This window comes from Micromonospora ureilytica (genome assembly GCF_015751765.1).
GTDB lineage: Bacteria > Actinomycetota > Actinomycetes > Mycobacteriales > Micromonosporaceae > Micromonospora > Micromonospora ureilytica.
In genome coordinates, this window is record NZ_JADOTX010000001.1 from 2,603,209 (window position 1) to 2,625,244 (window position 22,036).

The window sequence follows — 22,036 nt, forward strand, 5'->3', positions numbered from 1 at the left end:
GCCCGCGCGGCCTCTCAGCCCTTCACGCAGACCACCTGCTTGAGGTGCGCGACCACCTCGACCAGGTCCTCCTGCTGGGCCATCACCTCGGTGATGTCCTTGTACGCGCCGGGAATCTCGTCGACCACCCCGGCGTCCTTGCGGCACTCCACCCCGGCGGTCTGCGCGGCCAGGTCCTCGGTGCTGAACGTCCGCTTGGCCTGCGCCCGCGACATCCGACGCCCCGCCCCGTGCGACGCCGAGCAGTACGCGTCCGGGTTTCCCCGCCCCCGCACGATGTACGACCCGGTGCCCATCGACCCGGGGATGATGCCCAGGTCACCCAGGCCGGCTCGGATGGCGCCCTTGCGGGTCACCAGCAGGTCCACCCCGCCGTAGTTCTCCTCGGAGACATAGTTGTGGTGAGAAGATATGGGCTCGTCGTAGCCGACCTGCGGGAAGTGCTCACGCACCACGCCGCAGAGCAGGGCCAGCATGACCGCCCGGTTGCGCCGCGCGTACTCCTGCGCCCACCACAGATCCCGCCGGTACGCGTCCATCTCCGGCGTCCCGGCGAGGAACACGGCCAGGTCCCGGTCCGGAAGGTCGACGTTGTGCGGCAGCCCCCGGGCCACCCCGATGTGCCGCTCGGCCAGCTCCTTGCCGATGTTGCGGGACCCGGAGTGCAGCATCAGCCAGACTCGCCCCTCGTCGGCGCCGCCCTGCTCCAGGCAGACCTCGATGAAGTGGTTGCCCCCGCCGAGGGTGCCGATCTGCCGCTGCGCCCGCGTCTCCAGTTGCGCCACCCGCCGGTCCAGGCCGGCGAACCGGTTCCAGAAGTCGTCCCAGCCGGCCTGCTCCAGGCCCCGGATCCGACGGGTGTCGACCGGGTCCTTGCGCTGGGCGAAGCCGACCGGGATGGTGGCCTCAATCGCGGAACGCAGCCCGGCCAGGTCGTCCGGCAGGTCGGCGGCGGTCAGCGAGGTACGGACCGCCGACATCCCGCAGCCGATGTCGACGCCGACCGCGGCCGGCGAGACGGCCTGCCGCATCGCGATCACCGAGCCGACCGTGGCGCCCTTGCCGAAGTGCACGTCGGGCATGACGGCGACACCCTGCACCCAGGGCAGCGCGCCGATGTTGCGCAGCTGCTTGGCGGCCTGCGGCTCGATGGCGTACGGGTCGGTCCAGACCCGGACCGGTGCCCGGGTACCGGCGAGGGGGGTGAATCCCATGATGGACTCCTTCTGTCGTGCGGTGACCGTTAATGATCAGACTTGACGGCCAGCGGCAGTGCGCGGATACGAAAGGGCCGCCCGATCCCGGTGGGATGGGCGGCCGACGGACGCGTCAGCGTCGGCGTCAGTCGCGCCACCCCGGCTCGTTGCGCCGCGATGGGCAGCAGGCACGGGTTTTGGCGGTGATCTGCAAAGGGGTGCCGGTCGGGAGCAGGCACCAGCGGGCATCGGTGCGGACGCGTCGCGACATGGCGTACTCCCTCCGGGTTGATCGGTTGACGGTGCACCGCCGAGAGTAGGAGGGCCGTGGCGGGTCCGCAATGGATATCCCCGTCAGTCGGGGCCGTAGGGCAGACTCGCGGACATGGTGGAGACCTCCGTGCGCCTGCTGCGGCTGCTGACTCTCCTGCAGGTGCGCCGGGAGTGGTCCGGCGCCGAGTTGGCCGAACGGCTCGCGGTCACCACCCGCACGATACGTACGGATGTGGAGCGGCTGCGGGTGCTGGGCTACCAGATCGAGTCGCACCCGGGAGTCGCCGGCGGCTACCGGCTCGGTGCCGGGTCGGCGCTGCCGCCGCTGCTCCTCGACGACGACGAGGCCGTGGCGGTGGCCGTCGGCCTGCGGGCGGCGGCGGGTGGCTCGGTGACCGGCATCGAGGAGACCTCGCTGCGGGCGCTGGCCAAGTTGGAGCAGTCGCTGCCGTCACGGCTGCGGCACCGGGTGGACGCCCTGCGCTCGGCGACGGTCTCCGCCGCCGGCGGTGGCCCGACAGTGGACGCCGACACACTCACCACCGTCTCCACGGCCGCGCACCGCCGGGAGCGGCTGCGGTTCGACTACGCCGGGCACGACGGCACGGTCAGCGTGCGCGATGTCGAGCCGTACCGTCTGGTCTACACCGGGCGGCGGTGGTATCTGCTGGGGTGGGACACCGACCGGGGCGACTGGCGGACCTTCCGCGCCGACCGGATCCAGCCCCGGGTGCCGACCGGCCCACGCTTCGCGCCCCGGGAGCCGCCCGGTGGTGACGCGGTCGCGCACGTGCTGCGCGGCGTCGGCTCCACGGCCTGGCCGCACCCCGCCCGGGTACGGCTGCACGCCCCGGCCGAGACGATGGCGCAACGGATCCCCACCACGGCGGGCCTGCTGGAAGCGATCGACGACCGGGCCTGTCTGCTGCACACCGGCGGCGAGTCGCTGGGCAATCTGGCCGCCTTCCTCGGCACCCTGGCTGTCGACTTCGACGTGCTCGACCCACCGGAGCTGCGCGCCGTCGTCCGGGACGTCGCCGTGCGGTTCGCGCGCGCCGCCGGTCCCGCGCCGGGGTGAGTCGCGGTTCACCCCGGCACGGGACGCGGTAGTGCAGCTATGCCTGCGGCACCAGGCGGAAGGACTGGGCCGCGGTGCCGTTGCAGGTGTACTGGATGAGCTGGACGCTGTCCGCCGTGGACGCTCCCGGCACGTCGAGGCACTTACCGCTGGAGCGGTTGACCAGGCGGTAGTAGCCGCCCCCCTCGGACTCGGCCCGCCACTGCTGGTTGTTGCCGCCGCTGTAGGACCAGAGCTGGATCTTCGCCGAGTCGGCGGTCGACCGGTCGGTCACGTCGATCACCTGGGCGCTGTTGTTGCGGTTGTTGACCCGCAGGTACCCGCCGCTTGTCGGCACGAACTGGTACTGCTGCGCGGTGCTGCTGTTGCAGGCGTACTGCTGGATGGCCGTGCCGTTCGCACTGGCGGCGGCGCGGGCGTCCACGCACTTGCCGCTGGCCCGGTTGACAGCGGTGTGCCAGGCGGTCGGCGAGATGCCGTCGGACGGCGGGGGCGTGGTCGGCGGGACGCTGCCCACGCCGGCGAGCCAGTGCAGCCCGTCGATCAGCAGTTGGTTCTGTTGCGCGCTGTCGAAGGTGGAGGACAGCCCGGTGTTGGTGCTGTAGTTCATCGCGTTGTGGCCGAAGTTGGCGTAGAGCATCTTGTACTGCCGATTGCTCCAGACCAGCGGGTAGTAGCCGCCGTACCAGGACTGGTTGGGGTCCGTGCCGACCGGGAAGCTGGACGGGTCGACCGAGGCCAGGATGTCGATGTTGGGGTTCTGCCGCAGGTCGTTGCTCCAGGAGTACCACTCGCTGATCGACGACGGGAAGGTCGCCGGGAGGTTCCGGGTGGCGGCGTGGGTGCGGTTGTCGGCGCGCATGGTGACCCGGGTGGGTCCCCAGGTGTTCGTCTGGAACGAGCCGGTGCCGAGGAAGGTGTTGTAGTACCAGCTCCAGCTCGACGGGTTGTCGGTCCACGCGCTGACGTGGAAGCCCAGCCACGCCCCGCCGTTCTGCATGTACTGCTGGAACGCGGCCCGCTGCGCGGTCGGCGGGGCGTCGTCCAGGAACATGACGACCTTGTACTGGGCCAGGTTTGCGGTGTTGAGCAGGCCCCAGTTGTTGGTGGCCTCCCAGGAGAAGCCGTGTTGGGCGGCGGCCTGCGGGAACCAGGCGCGGGCGTCCTTGACGAAGTCGATGTGCGCGGCGTCCCAGGTGCCGTTGTAGAAGGCCAGGACCTTGAACGTCGGCGCGGCCTGGGCGCTACGCGAGGCGTTGACCGCGAGGCCGGCGGTCAACGCGACGACCAGGGCGACGAACAACGACAAGATCTGTCTGGTACGGGAGGAGAGTTCTGCGATCACCTGATCGTCCCTTCGGTCGGGACGCGCGCCGCCGCGTCGATGTGCATCTGTTCACAAGGTTTACAGATAGATGAGAGGTTATGCGCTCCGGTTGGGCGGCGTCAATCGCGGGGCCGCCGATCGGGTGGGATTCCTGCGGCAACGGGTACCCCGGCCGGATGACCAGCCCGGACGCCGTCGACGTAGACCAGCCGCTCGCCGTTGACGTGCCCGCCGCGCCGCACGACGCCAGCGGCGAGCGGGTGCCGACCCGCGACCTGGCCGGCCTCGCGCCGCCGGCCCGGTCGGCGCGCCGCTGGACCCCGAGCCGGGTGGTGGCCACCCCCGCCGCGCTCGACCACCCGCACGGCCAACGGATCGTCGAGCGGGTACGGGCACTCGGCATCGAGGTGGAACACCTGCGCGCGAACCGGCTCACCGGGGTACGCGGGCAGACCGACCGGGAGACGTACGCCCGAGCCAAGTCGACAATGGCGATCGTGGTGAGCCCACCCTCGCGGCGTGTCCTGCAACCCATCGCGCCCAGCGCCGACTGGCGGGTCGATCTGGCCGAGGGCTGCCCCGCGCACTGCCAGTACTGCTACCTCGCCGGATCCCTGTCCGGCCCACCGGTGACCCGGGTGTACGCGGACCTCGACGACATCCTCGCCGGGCTGAACGCGTACGCCGGGCGCGGGACGGTGACCAGCCGCAACGCGCGGCGCGCCGACGAGGGCACCACCTTCGAGGCGTCCTGCTACACCGACCCGCTCGCCCTGGAACACCTGACCGGCAGCTGGCGGCGGGCGGTGCAGCACTTCGCCGACTGGGACGCGCCAGTGCAGTTGCGCTGGACCACCAAGTACGCCGACGTGGACACCTTCGTCGGGCTGCCGCACGCCGGCCGCACCCGGGTCCGCTTCAGCGTCAACTGCGCCCCGGTGAGCGAACGGTTCGAGGGCGGCACCGCCCGGGTGCCGGACCGGCTGGCCGCGCTGCGGCGGCTCGCCCTCGACGGCTACCCGGTCGGGCTGACCATCGCACCGATCATCGCGCTGCCCGACTGGCGGGAGCACTACGGCGAGTTACTCGACCAGGTCCGCGCGGCGGTCGACGGGGTGCCGGGCCTGGACCTGACCGCCGAGCTGATCACCCACCGGTTCACGCCTGGCAGCAAGGAGGTGCTGCTCGGCTGGTACCCGCGGACCCGACTGGAGATGGACGAGGAGTCCCGCACCCGCAAGCACGGCAAGTTCGGTGCGGTGAAGTACGTCTACCCCCGCGAGCAGATGACCGAGCTGCGCGACTGGTTCACCGCCGAGCTGACCGCCCGCGTCCCGGCCTGCCGAATCCTCTACTGGACCTGATCACCCGACCGAGGGGCGGGCGACCGGGGCCGCGAAGAACGTGTCCGGGTACGGCTCGTCGCGCAGGCTGTAGTGCCACCACTCACGGTCGTAGTTGACGAACCCGGCGTCGGTCATCAGCCGCTGCAACAGCCGGCGGTTGTCCCGCGCCGGCCCGGTGATGCGGGGGTCGGCGGTGTGCGCCCGGGAGTCGAAGCAGTCGAAGCCCGTACCCATGTCGATGCTGTTGTCCGCGAAGCGCTGCCCACGCGGCGCGGTGCAGGCGACCAGCGGTTGCCCGACCCGGTACGGAGGTTGGCTGGCGGCGGGCTCGTCGACCAGTGTCAGGTCCAGGGTGCTGCCGCGGCTGTGCGCGGTGGGCGCGCCGATGTAACCGTCGGCGAAGAGCCGGTTCTTGGCGAGGTCCGGGTAGAACTCGGCCTTGGTCTGCTGCTCAGCGGGGCGCTTCGACCAGGCGACGAAGTCGTCCACCGCTGGCTGCGGGCGGTAGCAGTCGTACACCTTGAGGCTGTGCCCACCGGCCAGCGCGGCGTCCTGTACGCGGCGCAACGCCTCGGCCGCCTGCCGGGTGAGCAGGCACAGCGGCTCGCGGTAGCCGGTGATCGGCCGGCCGACGAAGTTGTGCGGTGTCGCGTAGCGGATGTCGGCGTGGATGCGCGGGTCGAGGTCGGTCAGCACCACGAACCCTGGCAGCGGTGCCGCGGCGGAGGTGGACGGGGTCGGCGCGGGTGTGGGGCTCGCCGACGTCGGTTGCGGCGCGGCCGGCGCGGGTCGGGGCTCCGGCCGCGAGCAGCCGCCGAGCAGCGCGGCGAGCGCGAGCACGAGCACGGCGGCCAGGCGGTAGCGCACGATTCCTGTCTATCAGCCCAGCTGGGGTCACCATCCCAGGATCCAATCGGCCCATCGGCCGAAAGTAACCGGAAAAGCTCCGGAACTTTTCCGCAAATCTAACGAAGCTTCGGTCGACCTGGCATGTCGTCGACCCCCGTCCGTGAGGCAAGATGACCCGTGGAGCGGGCACGCCGTTTCGGGACACACGGTGGGCGACCGTCTTGTGGTCGTCCCTCCGGCTCGGTGAAGGAGACGCGGGTGGGCGCGGACGACGGACGCAGGGTGACCATCACCGCGATCGCACGGGAGGCCGGAGTGTCGGTGCCGACCGTGTCACGGGTGCTCAACGGCCGCTCCGATGTGGCCCCGGACACCCGCGAGCGGGTCGAAGAGTTGTTGCGCCACCACGGCTACCGGCGTCGCACCAGCCGCAGCGTTCGTCGTGCCGGTCTCGTCGACCTGGTCTTCAACGACCTGGACAGCCCCTGGGCCGTGGAAATCATCCGGGGCGTGGAGGATGTCGGGCACGGCGCGGGCGTCGGCACCGTGGTCTCCGCGATCCACCGGCAGCCCACAGCGGCCCGGCAGTGGTTGCAGAACCTGCGCACCCGGGCCACCGACGGCGTCATCTTCGTGACGTCGCACCTGAGCCCACCGCTGCACGCGCAACTGCGTCGCCTCAACGTGCCGGTGGTGGTCGTCGACCCGGCCGGGGTGCCGGCCATGGACGTGCCGACGATCGGCGCCACCAACTGGGCCGGCGGGCTCGCCGCGACCGAACATCTGCTCGCGATCGGGCACCGGCGCATCGGTTTCGTGGCCGGGCCGACGCACCTGCTGTGCAGCCGTGCGCGGCTCGACGGTTACCGGGCCGGGCTGGAGGCCGCCGGGGTGCCGGTGGACGACAAGCTGATCTACCCGGGCGACTTCTACCACGCCTCCGGCTTCTCCGGCGGGACCGCGCTGCTCGACCTCGCCGACCCGCCGACCGGCATCTTCGCCTCCAGCGACCAGATGGCCTTCGGTGTCTACGAGGCCATCCGACGCCGCGGGCTCCGCGTCCCGGACGACGTGAGCGTTGTCGGTTTCGACGACCTGCCGGAAGCCCGCTGGGCCTCACCGCCGCTGACCACCGTGCGCCAACCGTTGGTCGAGATGGGACGGTTGGCCGCCCGGACCGTGCTACGCCTGGCCCAGGGCGAGGGCATCGACTCGCCCCGGGTGGAACTCGCCACCGAGATGGTCGTTCGCGACAGCACCGCCGCCCCGACGACCGGGTCGCCCGCCTCGACGTGACGGCCGGAACCGCGTCGGAAACCGGTTGGACCCGTTCCGGTCCGTTCCCGATAATTCCGGCCGGCACCGCCCGGCCGGTGGCGCGGTGAGCGCCCGACGGTCACCCACCGCGCCGTACGGTCAGTGGTGGTGGTGCCAGCGGACGGCCTTGCGGATGGTCACCGGCAGCGCGGGCGCGCCGTCGACCGGTGCCGGGTCCTCGGCGGTCGGCGCCACTCCCCCGGCGGCGATCCGGTCCAGGGTGGCCAGGCCGGCCCCGTCGACCTCGCCGAAGATCGTGTAGTTGGGGCGCAACGCGGAGTTGGCGTAGACCAGGAAGAACTGGCTGCCGTTGGTGTCCGGCCCGGCGTTGGCCATGGCCAGCACGCCCCGGGCGTACACCCGGCGCTCCCCGGTCGGGTCGGTGGGCGCGGGCGGCAGGTCGGTCGGCAACTCGTCGCGGTACCGGTAGCCCGGGCCGCCCTCACCAGTGCCGGACGGGTCACCGCACTGCAACACGCTCAGCGTCGGGTACGCGGTGAGCCGGTGGCACGGGGTGCGGTCGTAGAAGCGCTTGCTCACCAGGTGCAGGAAGCTCTGCACCGTGCACGGCGCGGCGGCCCGGTCCAGAGTCAACCCGATCGGCCCGTGGTTGGTCGCCACTGTCACCCGGACGCTGCCCCGGGCCGGGGTCCGTCGCGGGTCGGGCGGCAGCGGCACCGGCCGGGCCGCGGGTTCGTCCGGGGTCTCGGTGTACGCGCACGGGCCGTGGGTGGTGCGCGGCGGCCGGGCGGCGGTGTCGACAGCGGCCAGCGGCGCGGCGGACACGCGCTCCGCGCCGGTCGACGGGCCCGGCGCGGCGAGCGCGGTGGCGGACGCGCCGACGACCAGCGCCCCGGCGAGCACTGTCACCCCCGCGAGGCGGGTCAGGGCGCGCACCGGCCGGCGGGGTGCCGCCACTGCGGGGCGCGGTTCGAGTTCACTCGACACAGGGATCCTCCTGGACTGGTGGTGCCAGAAAGACCGGAGTCTATGGATGGCAGCGCCCGATGTCGATCCGTCAGGGCATCCGACGGCGCCGACGCCACAGCAGGCCGCCCCACAACGCCACCACCGTCGCGCCGCTGACCACGATCACCGACCAGAGCCACCCCGAGCCGGTACGCGCGGGTCCGCTGGCCGCCGCCGGCCGGGGCGCGCCGGGTGCCGCCAGCGCGGACGGTGCCGCCGACGGGGTGGCGGTCAGCTCGCCGGGCTCGACCAGCCGGCCCACCGCGGCGTCCCGGGGCAGCGTGAAGCCCCAGTCCAGGAGGGCCGCGCCCTGCTCCCAGCCGCGTACCGGTGCCGATTCGGCGCCCAGCACTGTCACCACCAGCCGCCGTCCGCCGCGTTCCGCCGCCCCCACGTAGGTGTGCCGGGCCAGGTCGGTGAAGCCGGTCTTGCCGCCGAGCGCCCCCGGGTACCGGTAGATGAGCTGGTTCTCGTTCTGGATCTCGAAGCCCTTGGTGCGTTGCGCCGGCTGGGCCGGAATCGACGTCTGCTCGGTCAGCGCGTACCGGCGGAAGGTCGGCTCCGCGAAGCAGGCCCGCGCAATCAGCGCCAGGTCGTACGCGCTGGTGAACTGGCCCTTGCCGTCCAGCCCGGACGGGGTGACCGCGTGCGTCTGGAGCGCGCCGAGCTGGTGTGCCCGCTCGTTCATGGCGCGTACGCCGGCGGCGCTGTCCGTCCCGCTACCGAGCCGGGCCAGCGCGTTGGCGGCCTCGTTGCCGGAGTTGAGCAGCAACCCGAGCCAGATGGTCTCGATGGTGTACCGGCCGCCCGCGACCAGGCCCACGGCCGACGAGCCGGGCTCGATGTTCATGTCCGCGTCGGTGACGGTGACCATCTGCTTCGGGTCGAGCCTGGGCAGCATGGTGGCCGCCAGCAGGAGCTTCTGCACGCTCGCCGGCGTGCCGTACTCGTGGGGGCCGCAGCCGCCGAGCACCTGGCCGCTGTCCAGGTCGGCGACGAGCCACGACGTGGCGGTGACCCGCGGCGGCGCGGTGGCGCCGGCCGGCACGACCAGGCCGGCCGTGTCCAGCGCCGCGCCGCCGACCACCCGTTGCGCGGGGACGGCGGGCGGGGGCGACGGCCGGGGCGGGCGGGACGCCGCCGACGCCGGGACCCGGGGGCAGCGCACCGTCGGCGCGGCGGACGCTCCCGTCGCACCCACCGGCACGGGAGCGAGCAGGACGGCGGACGTCGTGGCCGCCAGCAGCGCAGCTCTCATGTGCCCGACCCTAGTCAGGACGATCGCCCGACGGGACGGGATGGCGGTCAACCCACGTCGCCGCGGCCGCGCAGGTAGTCGTGCAGGGCGGCGCTGCCCCGCAGTCGACGCAGGCTACGGGTGTGCAGCTCCTGCTCGCGGCGGCCCAGTTCGGCGCGGACCCGCTGAGCACTGCCGGTGGTCCGCAGTTCGCCCAGCACCGCCGCGATGATCTCGAACGGGTACGCGCCTCGGCGCAGCAACGCGATGACCTGCGCCGCGCGTAGCTCCGCCTCGTCGTACACCCGGTAGTTGGTGCCCGGGGTGCGGCCCGGCCGCAGCAGCTCGCGCTCCTCCCACAGACGCAGCTGCGAGGTCCGGACCCCGACCAGGGCGGCGACCTCGCCGATGCGGGCGCCGTGGCGTGGCGCGGGCCGGGCCGCCGGTGGACCGGCCAGCACGGTCTCGAACGCGCCGAGCACCCGGCGGATCTCGGCGCGCTCCCGGTCCAGCTCGGCGTGGCCGCCGTCGAGCGCCGCCAGGGCCGCCGGCAGGTCACCCCCGTGCACCGCCGCCATGATCTCCCGGGTACGGCTCCAGCCGTGCCCCTCGGCCAACCGCCGCGCCACGGTCAGCGCCCGTGCGTGCTCCGTGGTGAAGATCCGGTAACCGCTCGCGGTGCGGCGCACCGGCGGCAGCACCCCCAACTCGACGTAGTTGCGCACCTGCTGCACCGAGATCCCGACGGTGGCCGCCAGGTCCACGGCGCGCAGTCGATCCTTCGAGGCGACGTCCACGCGAGCCACCGTACCGCTTACGACGTGATTTGAGACTTTACGGGGCGTAGTGCCTTCGTGTGCGCTTGCCGTTCACCAGAAGTATCTACATGAGGATGAATGAGACAATGGAACCCGCCAGTGCCCGGCGGGGCCAAAGTCCCGCCACAATTCCGTGAAGGGTTCGCATGTCGCAGCCAGCATGGTCCGCCGCCGACAGCCACGACATGATCGAGGTACGCGGAGCGCGGGAGAACAACCTCGCCAGTGTCTCGGTCGACATCCCCAAACGCCGGCTGACCGTCTTCACAGGTGTCTCCGGGTCGGGCAAGTCGTCACTTGTCTTCGGCACCATCGCCGCCGAGTCCCAGCGCATGATCAACGAGACCTACAGCGCGTTCCTCCAGTCGTTCATGCCGAACCTCAACCGGCCGGACGTCGACTCGCTCCGCAACCTCAGCGCCGCCATCGTCGTCGACCAGGAACGGATGGGCGTCAACTCCCGCTCCACCGTCGGCACCGCCACCGACGCGTACGCCATGCTGCGGATCCTCTACAGCCGCCTCGGCCAGCCGTCCATCGGCGGCGCCGGAGCGTTCAGCTTCAACCTGCCCGAGGGCATGTGCCCCACCTGCGAAGGACTCGGTCGGGTCTCCGACCTCGACATCAACGAGTTGGTCGACGTCGAGCGCTCCCTCAACGACGGCGCGATCACCGTGCCCAACTTCGCTGTCGACTCCTGGTACTGGCAGACCATCGTCGGCTCCGGCCTGTTCGACCCGGACGTCAAACTCCAGGACTTCACCCCGCAACAGTGGGACGACTTCCTGCACAAGCCGGCCACCAAAATCAAGGTGGGCAGCAACAACTGGACGTACGAGGGTCTGGCGGTCAAGGTCAAGCGGCTCCTCCTGGCCAAGGACCGCGAGTCGATGCAACCGCACATCCGCGCCTTCGTCGACCGCGCGGTCACCTTCACCAGCTGCGGCGACTGCGGCGGCACCCGACTCAACGCGGCAGCCCGGTCGTCGCGGATCGCCGGACACAACATCGCCGACTGCTCGGCCATGCAGATCAGCGACCTGGCCGCGTTCGTCCGCACCGTCGACGACCCGGGGGCCGCGCCACTCGTCGCCAACCTCCGCGACCTACTGGACTCCCTGGTCGAGATCGGTCTCGGCTACCTCAGCCTGGACCGTGAGTCGGCGACCCTCTCCGGCGGTGAGGCGCAACGGGTGAAGATGGTCCGGCACCTCGGCTCCAGCCTCTCCGACGTCACGTACGTCTTCGACGAACCCACAGTCGGCCTGCACCCGCACGACATCGCCCGGATGAACGACCTGCTGCTGCGGCTACGCGACAAGGGCAACACCGTGCTGGTGGTGGAACACAAACCGGAGACCATCGCCATCGCCGACCACGTGATCGACCTCGGGCCGGGCGCCGGCACCGACGGCGGTCGGATCTGCTTCACCGGCGACATCCCCGGCCTGCGCCGCTCCGACACGCTCACCGGTCGGCACCTGGACCACCGGGTGACAGTGCGCGACGCCGTACGCCAACCCACCGGGCAACTCGCCATCCGCCAAGCCGACCTGCACAACCTCCGCGACGTGGACGTCGACATCCCACTCGGGGTCCTCACAGTGGTCACCGGCGTGGCCGGCTCCGGCAAGAGCTCGCTGATCCACGGCTCGCTGCGCGGCCGGTCCGGGGTCGTCATCGTCGACCAATCCCCGATCCGCGGCTCACGACGCAGCAACCCGGCCACCTACAGCGGACTGCTCGACCCGATCCGCACCGCCTTCGCCAAGGCCAACGGGGTCAAGGCCGCGCTGTTCAGCGCCAACTCCGAGGGCGCCTGCCCGACCTGCAAGGGAATCGGGCTCATCTACACCGACCTGGCGATGATGGCCGGCGTCGCCAGCGTCTGCGAACGGTGCGAGGGACGACGCTTCACCGACGAGGTGCTCACGTACACGCTGCGCGGCAAGAACATCCACCAGGTCCTCAGCATGTCCGTCACCGAGGCGTACGCGTTCTTCCCTGGTGGTCCGGCGCACGTCGTCCTCGGTCGGCTGGTCGACGTCGGGCTGGGCTACCTCAGCCTCGGCCAGCCACTGACCACCCTGTCCGGCGGGGAACGGCAACGACTCAAGCTCGCCATCCACCTGGCCGAGAAGACCACCACGTACGTCCTGGACGAGCCGACCACGGGCCTGCACCTGGCCGACGTGGACCAACTACTGGCCCTGCTCGACCGTATGGTCGACGCCGGAAACACGGTGATCGTCATCGAGCACCACCAGGCGGTCATGGCACACGCCGACTGGCTCATCGACCTCGGCCCCGGCGCCGGCCACGACGGCGGCCACATCGTCTTCACCGGCACACCGGCCCAGCTGGTCGCCACCGGCGACACCCTCACCGCCAAGCACCTCCGCGAGTACGTCACCGGCCCAGTGGCGGTCGGCCACGGCTGAACCGCTGCCCCGCTACCGGCCGGAGCACAGCAGCGACGGGCGCGCCGTGGTCCGGCGGTGCCAGCGGCGGCGGTCGGCTGACGCGGCGTCACGGGTGGCTGGTACGAGCGGCGGCGGTCTGGCGGCGATCAGGCGGCGGCGGTCTGGCCGGCAGCCGCCGGCGGCAGCGTCAGGGGACGCGGCGCAGCCAACGCCGCTGCCAGGGGGTCTCCACCGCCTTCGGGTGGTAGCCGGCCCGCACCCATGGCACCGCCCGCTCGACCGGCAGACCGTCGAGGATCGCCAGCGCGGCCAGGGCCGTTCCGGTACGACCCACCCCACCCCGACAGGCCACCTCGACACGTTGACCGTCGTGGGCGCGTCGCAGCGCCTCCCGCAGGGCGTCGAGGGCTTCGGCGCGGTCGAGCGGCACCCAGAAATCGGGCCACCGGATCCGACGGTGCGGCCAGGCCGGCTCCGCACCAGGTGCCAGCAGCACGGCGAAGTCGGCGGGCGAGGTCACGGCAGCGACGCGGCGTCCGCGCACCGTCGCCCCACTGGGGAGTACGAGTACGCCCGACTGCTCGGACCACGGCTGCGCGTCAGTCATCCGGACATTGTGCCGCGACGCTCTGACTGATGAGCACAGACACCGCCGCCCCCGGCCGGTGGGCCGGGGGCGGCGCTGGTGTCGGTGTGCAGGTCGCCTCTCGGCGAGTGGCACGACGCGGCTCCAGCCGAACGGTATTCCGCGAGGGCGATATTAGGTGAGGCCCGGGGACACTGAGTCACACCGACACCCTCCACAACCAGCCCACCCCCAACGTTGTTCCCGCACCCACCCCGGCCGCCGCACCCTAGCGGCGGCGGGCGGCGGCCCGGCAAGGCCGCGGCCCGGCAAGGCCGCGGCCCGGCAAGGCCGCGGCCCGGCAAGGCCGCGGCCCGGCAAGGCCGCGGCCCGGCAAGGCCGCGGCCCGGCAAGGCCGCGGCCCGGCAAGGCCGCGGCCCGGCAAGGCCGCGGCCCGGCAAGGCCGCGGCCCGTGGCCGGGGCCGGGGGCCGGGGGCCGGGGGCCGGGGGCCGGGGGCCGGGGGCCGGGGGCCGGGGGCCGGTGGCCGGGGGCCGGGGGCCGGTGGCGCACCGCGTTGCCGCACCGTCGGATGTTCCACCGCCGGGTCCCATCGCTGTGCCGCGCGGATCGCCCTCATCACCACGACACCCCACGCCACGCCGCGCCGCGCTTCGGTCCGGTTCCGCGAGATCTTGGACAGTTTCCGTTCGCGCGGAACGGAAACTGTCCAAGATCTACGGGCAACGACCACCCGGACCGCGCCATCCGCTTACGCCGGGCACCGGGCCGCGCGGCGTCCGCAGCCAGCACCATGTACCTGCCGCAGGAAGCGGAAAGGCCGCTGGCCGGCACCCCCAGGTTACGGAGTGCCGGCCAGCGGCCGGTGTCGTGCGGCGGTGCTCCCTCGCGGGCGCGGTGGCACGTTGGTGCTGGCGTGCGGGTGGTGCGGTCTCGCGTGTCAGCTGTTCCAGTGCTGGGTGACGAGGTCGGTGGCCTGCTGCTCCCACTGGGCGTAGGCGTCCGGGTAGGCGGAGACCTGGACGGTCTGCGCGGCCTGGGTCAGCGGCATGTCCTGCCAGCCGTCAACCTGCTTGAGGCCCTTCAGGAACGCGGTCGTCGAGTAGGCGGGGTCGGTGATCTGCTCCGGCGTGCCCCAACCCGAGCTCGGGCGCTGCTGGAACAGGCCCAGCGAGTCGTGGTCGTTCATGTCGCCGAGGTGACCCAGGTTCTCCAGCTTCGACTCCTGCAGGCTCGTCGCGATGGAGATGACCGCGGCCCGCTCAGGCAGACCCGCCTTCTTCGTTGCGGCGATGATCGCCTTGACGTTGGCGGTCTGCTCGTCGTTGAGGCTGATGTGGGACTGGTCGCCCTGCGGCTTCGGCGCCGCCGACTGCACGGCCACCGCGACCGGCTTAGCGTCAACCGGGTTGGCGTGGGCGGCGATCGGACCGGCGAACACACCACCGGCGAACGCCAGACCAGCAACAGACAGCATGCTCTTACGCATAATCGTGTTCATGGGGGTAGCTCCTTCGGGGGTAGAACACCCAACCCGCCAACGGGGGCGGCGGCAAGGGTGTGAGCACCTCGTCCGGCGCTGCACTAACAAGGGGAAAGTCTTTGGGGTCGGCGACCTGCGAGCGGGGGGCTCGTGGCGCCGGGTCCATGTGTAACGACCGGGGGGCCGGGGTCATTCCGGGGTTGGCCCATCCATCGGCACCCTCGTCGTGGCGGTGCCCGTCGGTCGTTCGTGGGGACTGTAACGACCGGGTGGAGGCCGGCATTCCAGCCTGCGCGACAAGCCCTCAGGGGCCGGGCGGCGGGTCGGTGGTGCTGCGATCGTCAGGGTATGTAACGACCCCGGCCCGGCCATGATTCCGGCCCACGGGTGCGACCGGTCACCACCCATAAACACCCACCACCGGACAAACCACCCACCCACGCCGGACCACGACGGCGCGAATCGGCCCACACCACACGATCCACTCGGGTTCACGGAAGTCGCGGTGTCCCGGACGCCCGGACACCGCGACTTCATGAAACCCGAGTCGATCATGCCGGCCCCGGCCCCCGCCCGCGGGACCAGCTGCGCGGGACCGACCTCTGGTCGGCTGGGCGTGTCAGGTGTCCAGGTAGCGCAGGATGGCCAGGATTCTCCGGCTGTAGCCGGTCGTGTGAGCGAGGTCGAGTTTGTCGAAGATGGCGTTGACATGCTTCTCGACCGCGCTCTGCGATACGTGCAGCCGCTGGGCGATGGCGAGGTTCGTGTGCCCCTGGGCCATCTCGTGCAGTACGTCCCGTTCCCGGGGAGTGAGCCGACCGAGCGGGTCGGGCCGCTCCGAGCCGGCCACCACCTGACGGATCACCTCCGGGTCGAGGGCGGTGCCTCCGGCGGCGACCCGGTCGAGTGCGTCGAGGAAGTCGTCGACCTGGGCGACCCGGTCCTTGAGCAGGTAGCCGACCCCCTCGGGGCGGTCCGCGAGCAGCCGCCCGGCGTAACGCCGCTCCACGTACTGGGAGAGCACGAGCACGCCGGTGTCGGGCCAGCGACGACGGATCTCCAGGGCGGCCCGCAGCCCGTCATCGGTGTGGGTGGGTGGCATCCGGACGTCGGTGACGACCACGTCGGGACGTGATCGTCCGACCGCCTCGACGAGCTGGTCGGCGGTCCCGACCGCCGCGAGTACCTGGTGGTCCTCGTCGGCGAGCAGCCGCGTCAAGCCCTCCCGGAGCAGCGTCGAGTCTTCGGCGAGGACTAGCCGCACGGCAACTCCGCCAGGACGGTCGTCGGACCACCGGCCGGGCTGGTGACCAGCAGCCGGCCGTCCAGAGCGGCGACCCGTCGCGCCAGCCCGGACAACCCGCGTCCGGTCGGCTCCGCCCCGCCGACGCCGTCATCGTGTACGCGCATCCGGATCCACCCATCCCGTACGCCGATATCGACAGTGACCAGGGTAGCGGCGGCGTGTTTCGCGGCGTTGGTGAGCGCCTCGCAGGCCACGAAGTACAGCACCGTCTCGACCTGCCGCTCGGGGCGGACCGGCAGCTCGCAGCGGATCCGCACCGGCACCTCGGATCCGCGGGCGACGATGGCCAGGACCTCGCCCAGATCGCTGTCGTCCAGCGCTGACGGGTAGACCCGCCACGCCACCTCGCGCAACTCTTCGATGGCCCGCTGCACATCCTCGTGTGCCTGCGCGAGCAGTGCGTGTGTGCGGTCGGTGTCGCGGGCGCGCCGGGCCCGGCCGAGCAGCATGCCGAGGGCGACCAGCCGCTGTTGGAGGCCGTCATGCAGATCGCGTTCGATGCGTTGCCGTTCGGCGTCGACGGCGGCGATGACCCCGGCTCGGCTGGCGGTCAGCTCGTGGACGCGCCGCGTCAGCTCCGCCCGACTTCCCGGGCCGAGGAGTCGTCGCGCCAGCCGGATGTCCAGCGCGGCGATACTGGCAACGGCCTGAACGTTGAGCAGTAGCAGCACCGCCCCGACGGCGATCTGGGACAGGGCGTCGAGAACTGTCAGCTCTCCGCGCACCGCCGCGCGCAGCACGATCCCGGCCAGCACCACGCCGACGCCGAGCACGGCGTACGCCAGCAGGCCGAGCGTGCCGGGTAACAGTCGGGCGGCCAGGTAGCCGATCTGCCGCCGGGTCGCCACGGTGTTCGGCGCGGGCAGATCCTCTGCGGCGAGCAGCCCGGCGAGGCGGCGATGTTCCATCCGCACCAGCCGCCCCCCGTACCGGTCGGTCAGGCCAGCAACCCGACGGCCGGCCGCAGGCGCTACTGCGCGCACGCTGGATGCGACGGCCGCGACGGCGAGGAAGGCGAGCTCGACGGCGGCCGTCGCGATGCCGACGGCGACGCCGAGCGGCAGCCGGAGCCGGAGCCACCACCTGCCGGTTCGCCGCTCCCCCACCATCTCGCCCCCTTCCGCACCGAGTCTGTTCCCCCTGTTCTGCGTCATCTGACCCGCCCGCACGTGACCCCGGGGTGGCGTGGGCGTGCGGGGTGAAGTAGAGAAGACGGACTGACTAGCGCTCGTCCGAGGCCCACGATCCGCTTCGGTAGAGGGTGCCGCGACCGCCCGGGTCGGGCATCCCGTTCAGCGCGCTCTGCTCGGGTTCGGTCGGCTCGGGGTTCCGCGCGGCGCGGCGGGCTTTCAGCACGCGGGACCCGACGAACCAGGCGACCGCCGCCACGCTGACCACGATCACCACCTTCTGGAGTGTGCCGACGTAGCCCTCGACGAGGTGCCAGTTGTCGCCGAGCAGATAGCCGGCGAGCACGAACGTCGTGTTCCAGATCAGGCTGCCCAGCGTGGTGTAGAGCAGGAACGTTGTCACCGGCATCCGCTCCACGCCGGCCGGAATCGAGATCAGGCTCCGGAAGATCGGGATCATCCGACCGAAGAAGACGGCTTTCACACCGTGCCGCAGGAACCACGCCTCGGTCCGGTCCACGTCGCTGAGCTTCACCAGTGGGAGTCGGGCCACGATGGCGCGCATCCGGTCGCGCCCCAGCGCCGCGCCGATCAGGTAGAGCGCGAGCGCGCCCACCACCGAGCCCAGCGTGGTCCAGAAGATCGCACCGACCAGACTCATCCGGCCCTGCGCGGCGACGAACCCGGCCAGCGGCAGGATCACCTCGCTGGGGATCGGCGGGAAGAGGTTCTCCAACGCCACCGCCAGGCCGGCACCCGGCCCGCCGAGTCGTTCCACCAGGTCAGTGACGTAGCCGACCATCCCGTCCTGCGGTGGTTCCGCTGCGGCGGAGGGGGTTCCGGTGGCGAACACGGCGTGGGACGTTCGAATCATGCGCCCACGTTACGAAGTCATCCTGAGAGTCGACCATGAGGCCGACCACCCGACCGCGCGGGCCGACCACACCGGCGGGGGTGCGGAAAACCGCACCCCGTTGCGGCTCGCAGTGGTGCAGCCACCGTGCGTACCCCTTGATGTCGCGGAGAACGCGCGGGCGCACGCCGCCGCGGTCCGCGCGGCGCGCGCCCGGGTGGTGGTCTTTCCGGAGCTGTCGCTGACCGGGTACGAGTTGGACGCGCCGGTCGTGTCGGTCGACGACCCGCGGTTGGCGCCGCTGGTCGAGGCGTGCGCCGAGGCGAACGCGCTGGCCCTGGTCGGTGCGCCGGTCGCGGGCGACCACATCGCGATGCTGGCGGTGACCGGCGGCGGTGCGACTGTGGCGTACCGGAAAATGTGGCTGGGGGACGCGGAGGCCCGCCGGTTCCGGCCCGGCGACGCGCCGGTCGTGCTCGATGTGGACGGTTGGCGGGTGGGGTTGGCGATCTGCAAGGACACCGGCGTGGCCGCGCACGCGGAGCGGACCGCCGCGCTCGGGATCGACGTGTACGCGGCGGGCGTCCTGGAGTCGGCCCGCGACACCACAGTGACGGACCGGCGGGCGCACCGGATCGCCACCGCCCACCGGGTCTGGGTGGCGGTGGCCAGCTTCGCCGGGTCGACCGGCGGTGGCTACACCGAGGCGGCGGGCCGGTCGGGTGTCTGGACGCCGGACGGCGAGGTGTACGCCCGCGCGGGCACCGACCCGGGCGAGTCGGTAAGCGTCAGCCTCACTCGGCCCGACCGTGGCGGCGACGGGCGCGGTCCATGAGTGTTTGCGCGCCGGCGGTGACCTTGAAATGCTTCGGGGATGACCTCCTTTCCGGGGACCTTCGCCGATGATGTCGTCGGCCAGTCAGCTCAGACGCAGTTCGAGGCGTTCATCGACGAGCACCGCAGAGCGCTCAACGGCTACCTGGACGGGCTGACCGAGGAGCAGGCGCGCCGATCGTTGGTGCCGTCCCGGACCACGCTGCTGGGTCTGGTGAAGCACGCCACGTTCGTGGAGAAGGTCTGGTTCGACGAGGCCGTCACGTGTCGGTCCCGGGCCGAGATCGGCCTCCCGGCCACGCCGGACGAGTCGTTCATCCTGGACGACGGCGACACGATCGCCACCATCCAGCGCGCACACCGGGAAGCCTGCGAAGCCTCCCGCCGCGCCGCGTCCACCCTGGGCCTCGACGACCTGCTTCGTGGCAACCGGCGCGGCCCGCTGCCGCTGCGCTGGGTCTACCTGCACGTGCTGCGCGAGCTTGCCCAGCACTGCGGGCACGCGGAGATCCTGCGCGAGCAGATCCTGGCCGCCGAATAGCATCGCCGCATGCCCGAGCCGGTCGCATCGGGCGCGGGTTGGGTCACCCCCTGGTCCACCCGCCGATGTCGGCGAAGCGACGCAGCGTCCAGCGGGCCGGAGGCCAACCGCCGGGGTCGTGGTCGGTGGTCCACTCGGTGATCGACGCCGGCGGCACGTCCAGGTCGAACGCCCGGAAGACCGGCTGCGCGGCGAGCGCGTGGAACGCGCCCTCGACGGTTTCGCTGTGGCCGACCAGGACCACTGTGGAGCCCCGGTGCCGGTGGGCGATCTCCATGATCGCGCGGCTGACGCGGACCACCAGTTCGGCCCAGCTCTCGTTGCCCTCCTCGAACGGTCGGAACACGCCGCCACCCGGCACCGCGTGTTCGGTGCGGAAACGGGCGGTCGGCAGGCCGTCGGCGTACGGGGGCGTGTGCCAGGTGCAGAGACCACAGTCGGCCACCGGCCGGACGCCGAACGCCGCCCCGATCGGTTGCGCGGTCTCGACCGCCCTGCGCAGCACGGACGAGTAGACCGCCACCGGCCCGTCGGCGGCGACATCACTGGTGAGCCGGTTTGCCAGGTCGTGTGCCTGCTCGTGGCCGAGGGCGGTGAGGCCCCGACAGCCACGTGGCCCACCGACGATTCCCTCCAACTGGTGGACCGACTCGCCGTGTCGCACGAAGATCAGACGTGTCCGCATCGGGACATCATGCCAGCGGTATCGACGTGGTTATCAGTCGTCCGTACGGCCGGAGGAGAAGCCGCCGGCCCGCGTGAGCAGAGCGTCCAGTTTCGCGCCCGTCTGTGCTGGTAGACGGTCGCGCCGCACCAGCTCGGCGATGTGGTCCCGCAGGTCGGCGACGCGCCTGGCGCGGTCCCTGGTGCGGTGGTCGAGGTCGGCGAGGTCGTCCCGCAGATCCTCGGCGGTCTTCGGGTCGACGTCGCCGCGGGCGACCGCGCTGGCGAGGACGGCCGCGAACTCGCTCGTCACCTCCCGGAAGCTGACCGGTATCTGCTGCCCGACGGTCGGCGGCGCGGTGCTGGCGGCGGAGGATGGCGAGGACGGTGCGGCCGGCGTCGGCGAGTGCGTCGTGGGCGCGGGGGCCGGGGCGGACGTCGACGGCGCGTCGGCGATCTCGACCGGGTCGGGTGCGCCCGGGTTGCCGAGCGGATTCTCCGCGAGCAGGGCGCCGACGCCGATCAGCACGGCGAGAACGGCCGCGACGAGCGCGAGGGGCCGACGCGACCGGCGTCGGACCGGCGCGGCGGCAGCCGGACGGGCCACCACCGACCGGTCGATCAGGGTGGGCGGGTGGGCGGCCGGGCGGATGCGCAGCAGCTCGGTGGGCGGCTCGATCGGCTGACCGGCACCGAAGCGGCGGGCGAGGTGCGCGGCGCTCGGACGGTCGGCCGGGTTGGCGGCCAGGCAGGCGACGGTCAGTTCGGCGATGTCGGCGGGTAGGCCGGGCACCCGCAGCGGCGGCACCGGGGTGCCCCGCCGGTGCACCTCCAGCGCGTCCTCCCAGCTCTGCACGGGCAGTGGCGCCCGCCCGGTGAGGGTGCGGTAGAGCAGTGCGCCGAGGGCGTACACGTCGCTCGCCGGGTCGGGCGGGCCGGCGGCCAGCCGTTCCGGGGCGAAGTAGGCGGGGGTGCCCATCAGCGGTTCGCCGGACTGACCGTCGAGGCCGCCGAGCGCGGCGATGCCGAAGTCGAGCACCTTGGCGCCGGTGTCGGTGAGCATGACGTTGCCGGGCTTGACGTCGCGGTGCACGACGCCGATGCGGTGCGCGGCGGCCAGCGCGGCGGCGATCTGCCCGGCCACCCGGACCGCTTCCGGCCAGGGCAGCGGCCCGGTCCGCAGCCGGTCGGCCAGGTTGTGACCGTCGACCAGCTCCATCACCAGGTACGGGACCACGACACCCCCGGCCAGGGTCGCCTCTGCGTAGTCGTACACCTGGGTCACGTGTGGGTGGGTCAGCCGGGCGGCCGCGCGGGCCTCGCGTTGGATGGTGGCCCGCAGCTGTGGGTCGGTGGCGAACTGCCCGGCGAGCACCTTGATCGCGACCGGCCGACCGAGCACCTCGTCGTCGCCTCGCCACACCTCGGACATGCCGCCGAGACCGATCCGCTCGTGCAGTACGTAGCGGTCGTGGAGGCGGAGAGTGGGCGTGAGCGGTGACATGGCTTCACCAGTCTGCCTGGCAACGCCGCTCTCGACCACTCTCCGTGCCCGGCCCCACACTGTTCGTCCCGTGCGTACCGGAATGGGGTGGGGTTCGGGTCAGGAGCAGCGGGGGGTGCTGGGCAGTGGTCGCGGCTGGATGCGGTCGGCGAGCCGGCGCAGGGCGAGGGCGGTGGCCTGCCGGGTCGGGGCGAGCAGGGCCCGGCGGGGGTGTTCGACCTGGACCGGGGCGTTCGGTCGGGCCGAGTTGACGTGCCGGTTCATGGCGTCGAGCGCGGTGAGGTATCCGGTGGGAAGTTCCATGG

Annotated in this window: 20 protein-coding genes; 6 read left to right on the forward strand and 14 right to left on the reverse strand. The window is 72.1% G+C overall.

The window, feature by feature from the left end:
* Positions 1-14: 14 nt before the first annotated feature.
* The gene (locus IW248_RS11655) at positions 15-1,214 is read right to left on the reverse strand and encodes an RtcB family protein (RefSeq protein WP_196926980.1); all 1,200 of its coding nucleotides are present in this window, start codon (positions 1,212-1,214) and stop codon (positions 15-17) included.
* Positions 1,215-1,581: 367 nt separating this feature from the next.
* On the opposite strand from IW248_RS11655, the gene IW248_RS11660 reads away from it, so the two are divergent.
* Positions 1,582-2,547 (forward strand): helix-turn-helix transcriptional regulator, encoded by a 966-nt coding sequence (locus tag IW248_RS11660; RefSeq protein WP_196926981.1) that lies wholly within the window; start codon positions 1,582-1,584, stop codon positions 2,545-2,547.
* Between the two features lie 37 nt (positions 2,548-2,584).
* On the opposite strand, the gene IW248_RS11665 is transcribed toward IW248_RS11660, so the two are convergent.
* A complete protein-coding gene (locus IW248_RS11665; protein WP_231396280.1) occupies positions 2,585-3,856 on the reverse strand; it encodes an RICIN domain-containing protein in 1,272 nt (423 codons plus the stop codon).
* Positions 3,857-4,050: 194 nt separating this feature from the next.
* Between IW248_RS11665 and IW248_RS11670 the strand changes: the two genes are divergently transcribed.
* Positions 4,051-5,238 (forward strand): spore photoproduct lyase family protein, encoded by a 1,188-nt coding sequence (locus IW248_RS11670; RefSeq protein WP_196926982.1) that lies wholly within the window; start codon positions 4,051-4,053, stop codon positions 5,236-5,238.
* Here IW248_RS11670 and IW248_RS11675 read toward each other — a convergent pair whose 3' ends face one another.
* On the reverse strand, positions 5,239-6,087 hold the full coding sequence (locus IW248_RS11675) for a M15 family metallopeptidase (RefSeq protein WP_307787913.1): 849 nt from the start codon (positions 6,085-6,087) through the stop codon (positions 5,239-5,241).
* Positions 6,088-6,327: 240 nt separating this feature from the next.
* Here IW248_RS11675 and IW248_RS11680 point away from each other — a divergent pair, with 240 nt between their 5' ends.
* Positions 6,328-7,365 (forward strand): LacI family DNA-binding transcriptional regulator, encoded by a 1,038-nt coding sequence (locus tag IW248_RS11680; RefSeq protein ID WP_196926983.1) that lies wholly within the window; start codon positions 6,328-6,330, stop codon positions 7,363-7,365.
* A gap of 120 nt (positions 7,366-7,485) precedes the next feature.
* On the opposite strand, the gene IW248_RS11685 is transcribed toward IW248_RS11680, so the two are convergent.
* From IW248_RS11685 to IW248_RS11695, 3 genes are all read right to left on the reverse strand, one after another.
* Positions 7,486-8,334 (reverse strand): peptidylprolyl isomerase, encoded by an 849-nt coding sequence (locus tag IW248_RS11685; RefSeq protein ID WP_372432191.1) that lies wholly within the window; start codon positions 8,332-8,334, stop codon positions 7,486-7,488.
* A 70-nt stretch (positions 8,335-8,404) separates the two neighbouring features.
* On the reverse strand, positions 8,405-9,613 hold the full coding sequence (locus IW248_RS11690) for a D-alanyl-D-alanine carboxypeptidase family protein (RefSeq protein ID WP_196926984.1): 1,209 nt from the start codon (positions 9,611-9,613) through the stop codon (positions 8,405-8,407).
* 47 nt (positions 9,614-9,660) lie between these two features.
* Complete coding sequence (locus IW248_RS11695; RefSeq protein ID WP_196926986.1) at positions 9,661-10,389, reverse strand: MerR family transcriptional regulator; 729 nt, start codon at positions 10,387-10,389, stop codon at positions 9,661-9,663.
* Between the two features lie 167 nt (positions 10,390-10,556).
* Between IW248_RS11695 and IW248_RS11700 the strand changes: the two genes are divergently transcribed.
* A complete protein-coding gene (locus IW248_RS11700; protein ID WP_196926987.1) occupies positions 10,557-12,851 on the forward strand; it encodes an ATP-binding cassette domain-containing protein in 2,295 nt (764 codons plus the stop codon).
* 169 nt (positions 12,852-13,020) lie between these two features.
* Here IW248_RS11700 and IW248_RS11705 read toward each other — a convergent pair whose 3' ends face one another.
* From IW248_RS11705 to IW248_RS11725, 5 genes are all read right to left on the reverse strand, one after another.
* Positions 13,021-13,440: a protein-tyrosine phosphatase family protein gene (locus IW248_RS11705; protein WP_196926988.1), complete on the reverse strand. Its 420-nt coding sequence runs from the start codon at positions 13,438-13,440 to the stop codon at positions 13,021-13,023.
* A gap of 917 nt (positions 13,441-14,357) precedes the next feature.
* Complete coding sequence (locus tag IW248_RS11710) at positions 14,358-14,918, reverse strand: hypothetical protein (protein WP_196926989.1); 561 nt, start codon at positions 14,916-14,918, stop codon at positions 14,358-14,360.
* A gap of 601 nt (positions 14,919-15,519) precedes the next feature.
* The gene (locus IW248_RS11715) at positions 15,520-16,164 is read right to left on the reverse strand and encodes a response regulator (protein ID WP_124815376.1); all 645 of its coding nucleotides are present in this window, start codon (positions 16,162-16,164) and stop codon (positions 15,520-15,522) included.
* The gene (locus IW248_RS11720; protein WP_196926991.1) at positions 16,155-17,315 is read right to left on the reverse strand and encodes a sensor histidine kinase; all 1,161 of its coding nucleotides are present in this window, start codon (positions 17,313-17,315) and stop codon (positions 16,155-16,157) included. The genes IW248_RS11715 and IW248_RS11720 overlap by 10 nt, the downstream gene beginning before the upstream one ends.
* Positions 17,316-17,427: 112 nt before the next feature.
* Entirely contained in the window at positions 17,428-18,210 is a 783-nt protein-coding gene (locus IW248_RS11725; RefSeq protein WP_196926992.1) for a DedA family protein, read from the reverse strand.
* Between IW248_RS11725 and IW248_RS11730 the strand changes: the two genes are divergently transcribed.
* Both IW248_RS11730 and IW248_RS11735 read left to right on the forward strand, forming a co-directional pair.
* Positions 18,209-19,024, forward strand: coding sequence for a carbon-nitrogen hydrolase family protein (locus IW248_RS11730; RefSeq protein WP_196926994.1), 816 nt, complete (start codon positions 18,209-18,211; stop codon positions 19,022-19,024). The genes IW248_RS11725 and IW248_RS11730 overlap by 2 nt on opposite strands.
* A gap of 39 nt (positions 19,025-19,063) precedes the next feature.
* The gene (locus tag IW248_RS11735) at positions 19,064-19,564 is read left to right on the forward strand and encodes a DinB family protein (RefSeq protein WP_124815368.1); all 501 of its coding nucleotides are present in this window, start codon (positions 19,064-19,066) and stop codon (positions 19,562-19,564) included.
* A gap of 43 nt (positions 19,565-19,607) precedes the next feature.
* Here the strand turns inward: IW248_RS11735 and IW248_RS11740 are convergent, their stop codons facing one another.
* The 3 genes from IW248_RS11740 to IW248_RS11750 all read right to left on the reverse strand — a co-directional run bounded on the left by IW248_RS11740 (position 19,608) and on the right by IW248_RS11750 (position 22,034).
* Complete coding sequence (locus IW248_RS11740) at positions 19,608-20,249, reverse strand: histidine phosphatase family protein (protein ID WP_196926995.1); 642 nt, start codon at positions 20,247-20,249, stop codon at positions 19,608-19,610.
* Positions 20,250-20,282: 33 nt separating this feature from the next.
* Positions 20,283-21,731, reverse strand: a complete 1,449-nt coding sequence (locus IW248_RS11745; protein WP_196926996.1) for a serine/threonine-protein kinase — start codon at positions 21,729-21,731, stop codon at positions 20,283-20,285.
* A gap of 99 nt (positions 21,732-21,830) precedes the next feature.
* Entirely contained in the window at positions 21,831-22,034 is a 204-nt protein-coding gene (locus IW248_RS11750) for a hypothetical protein (protein WP_231396281.1), read from the reverse strand.
* Positions 22,035-22,036 lie beyond the last annotated feature (2 nt).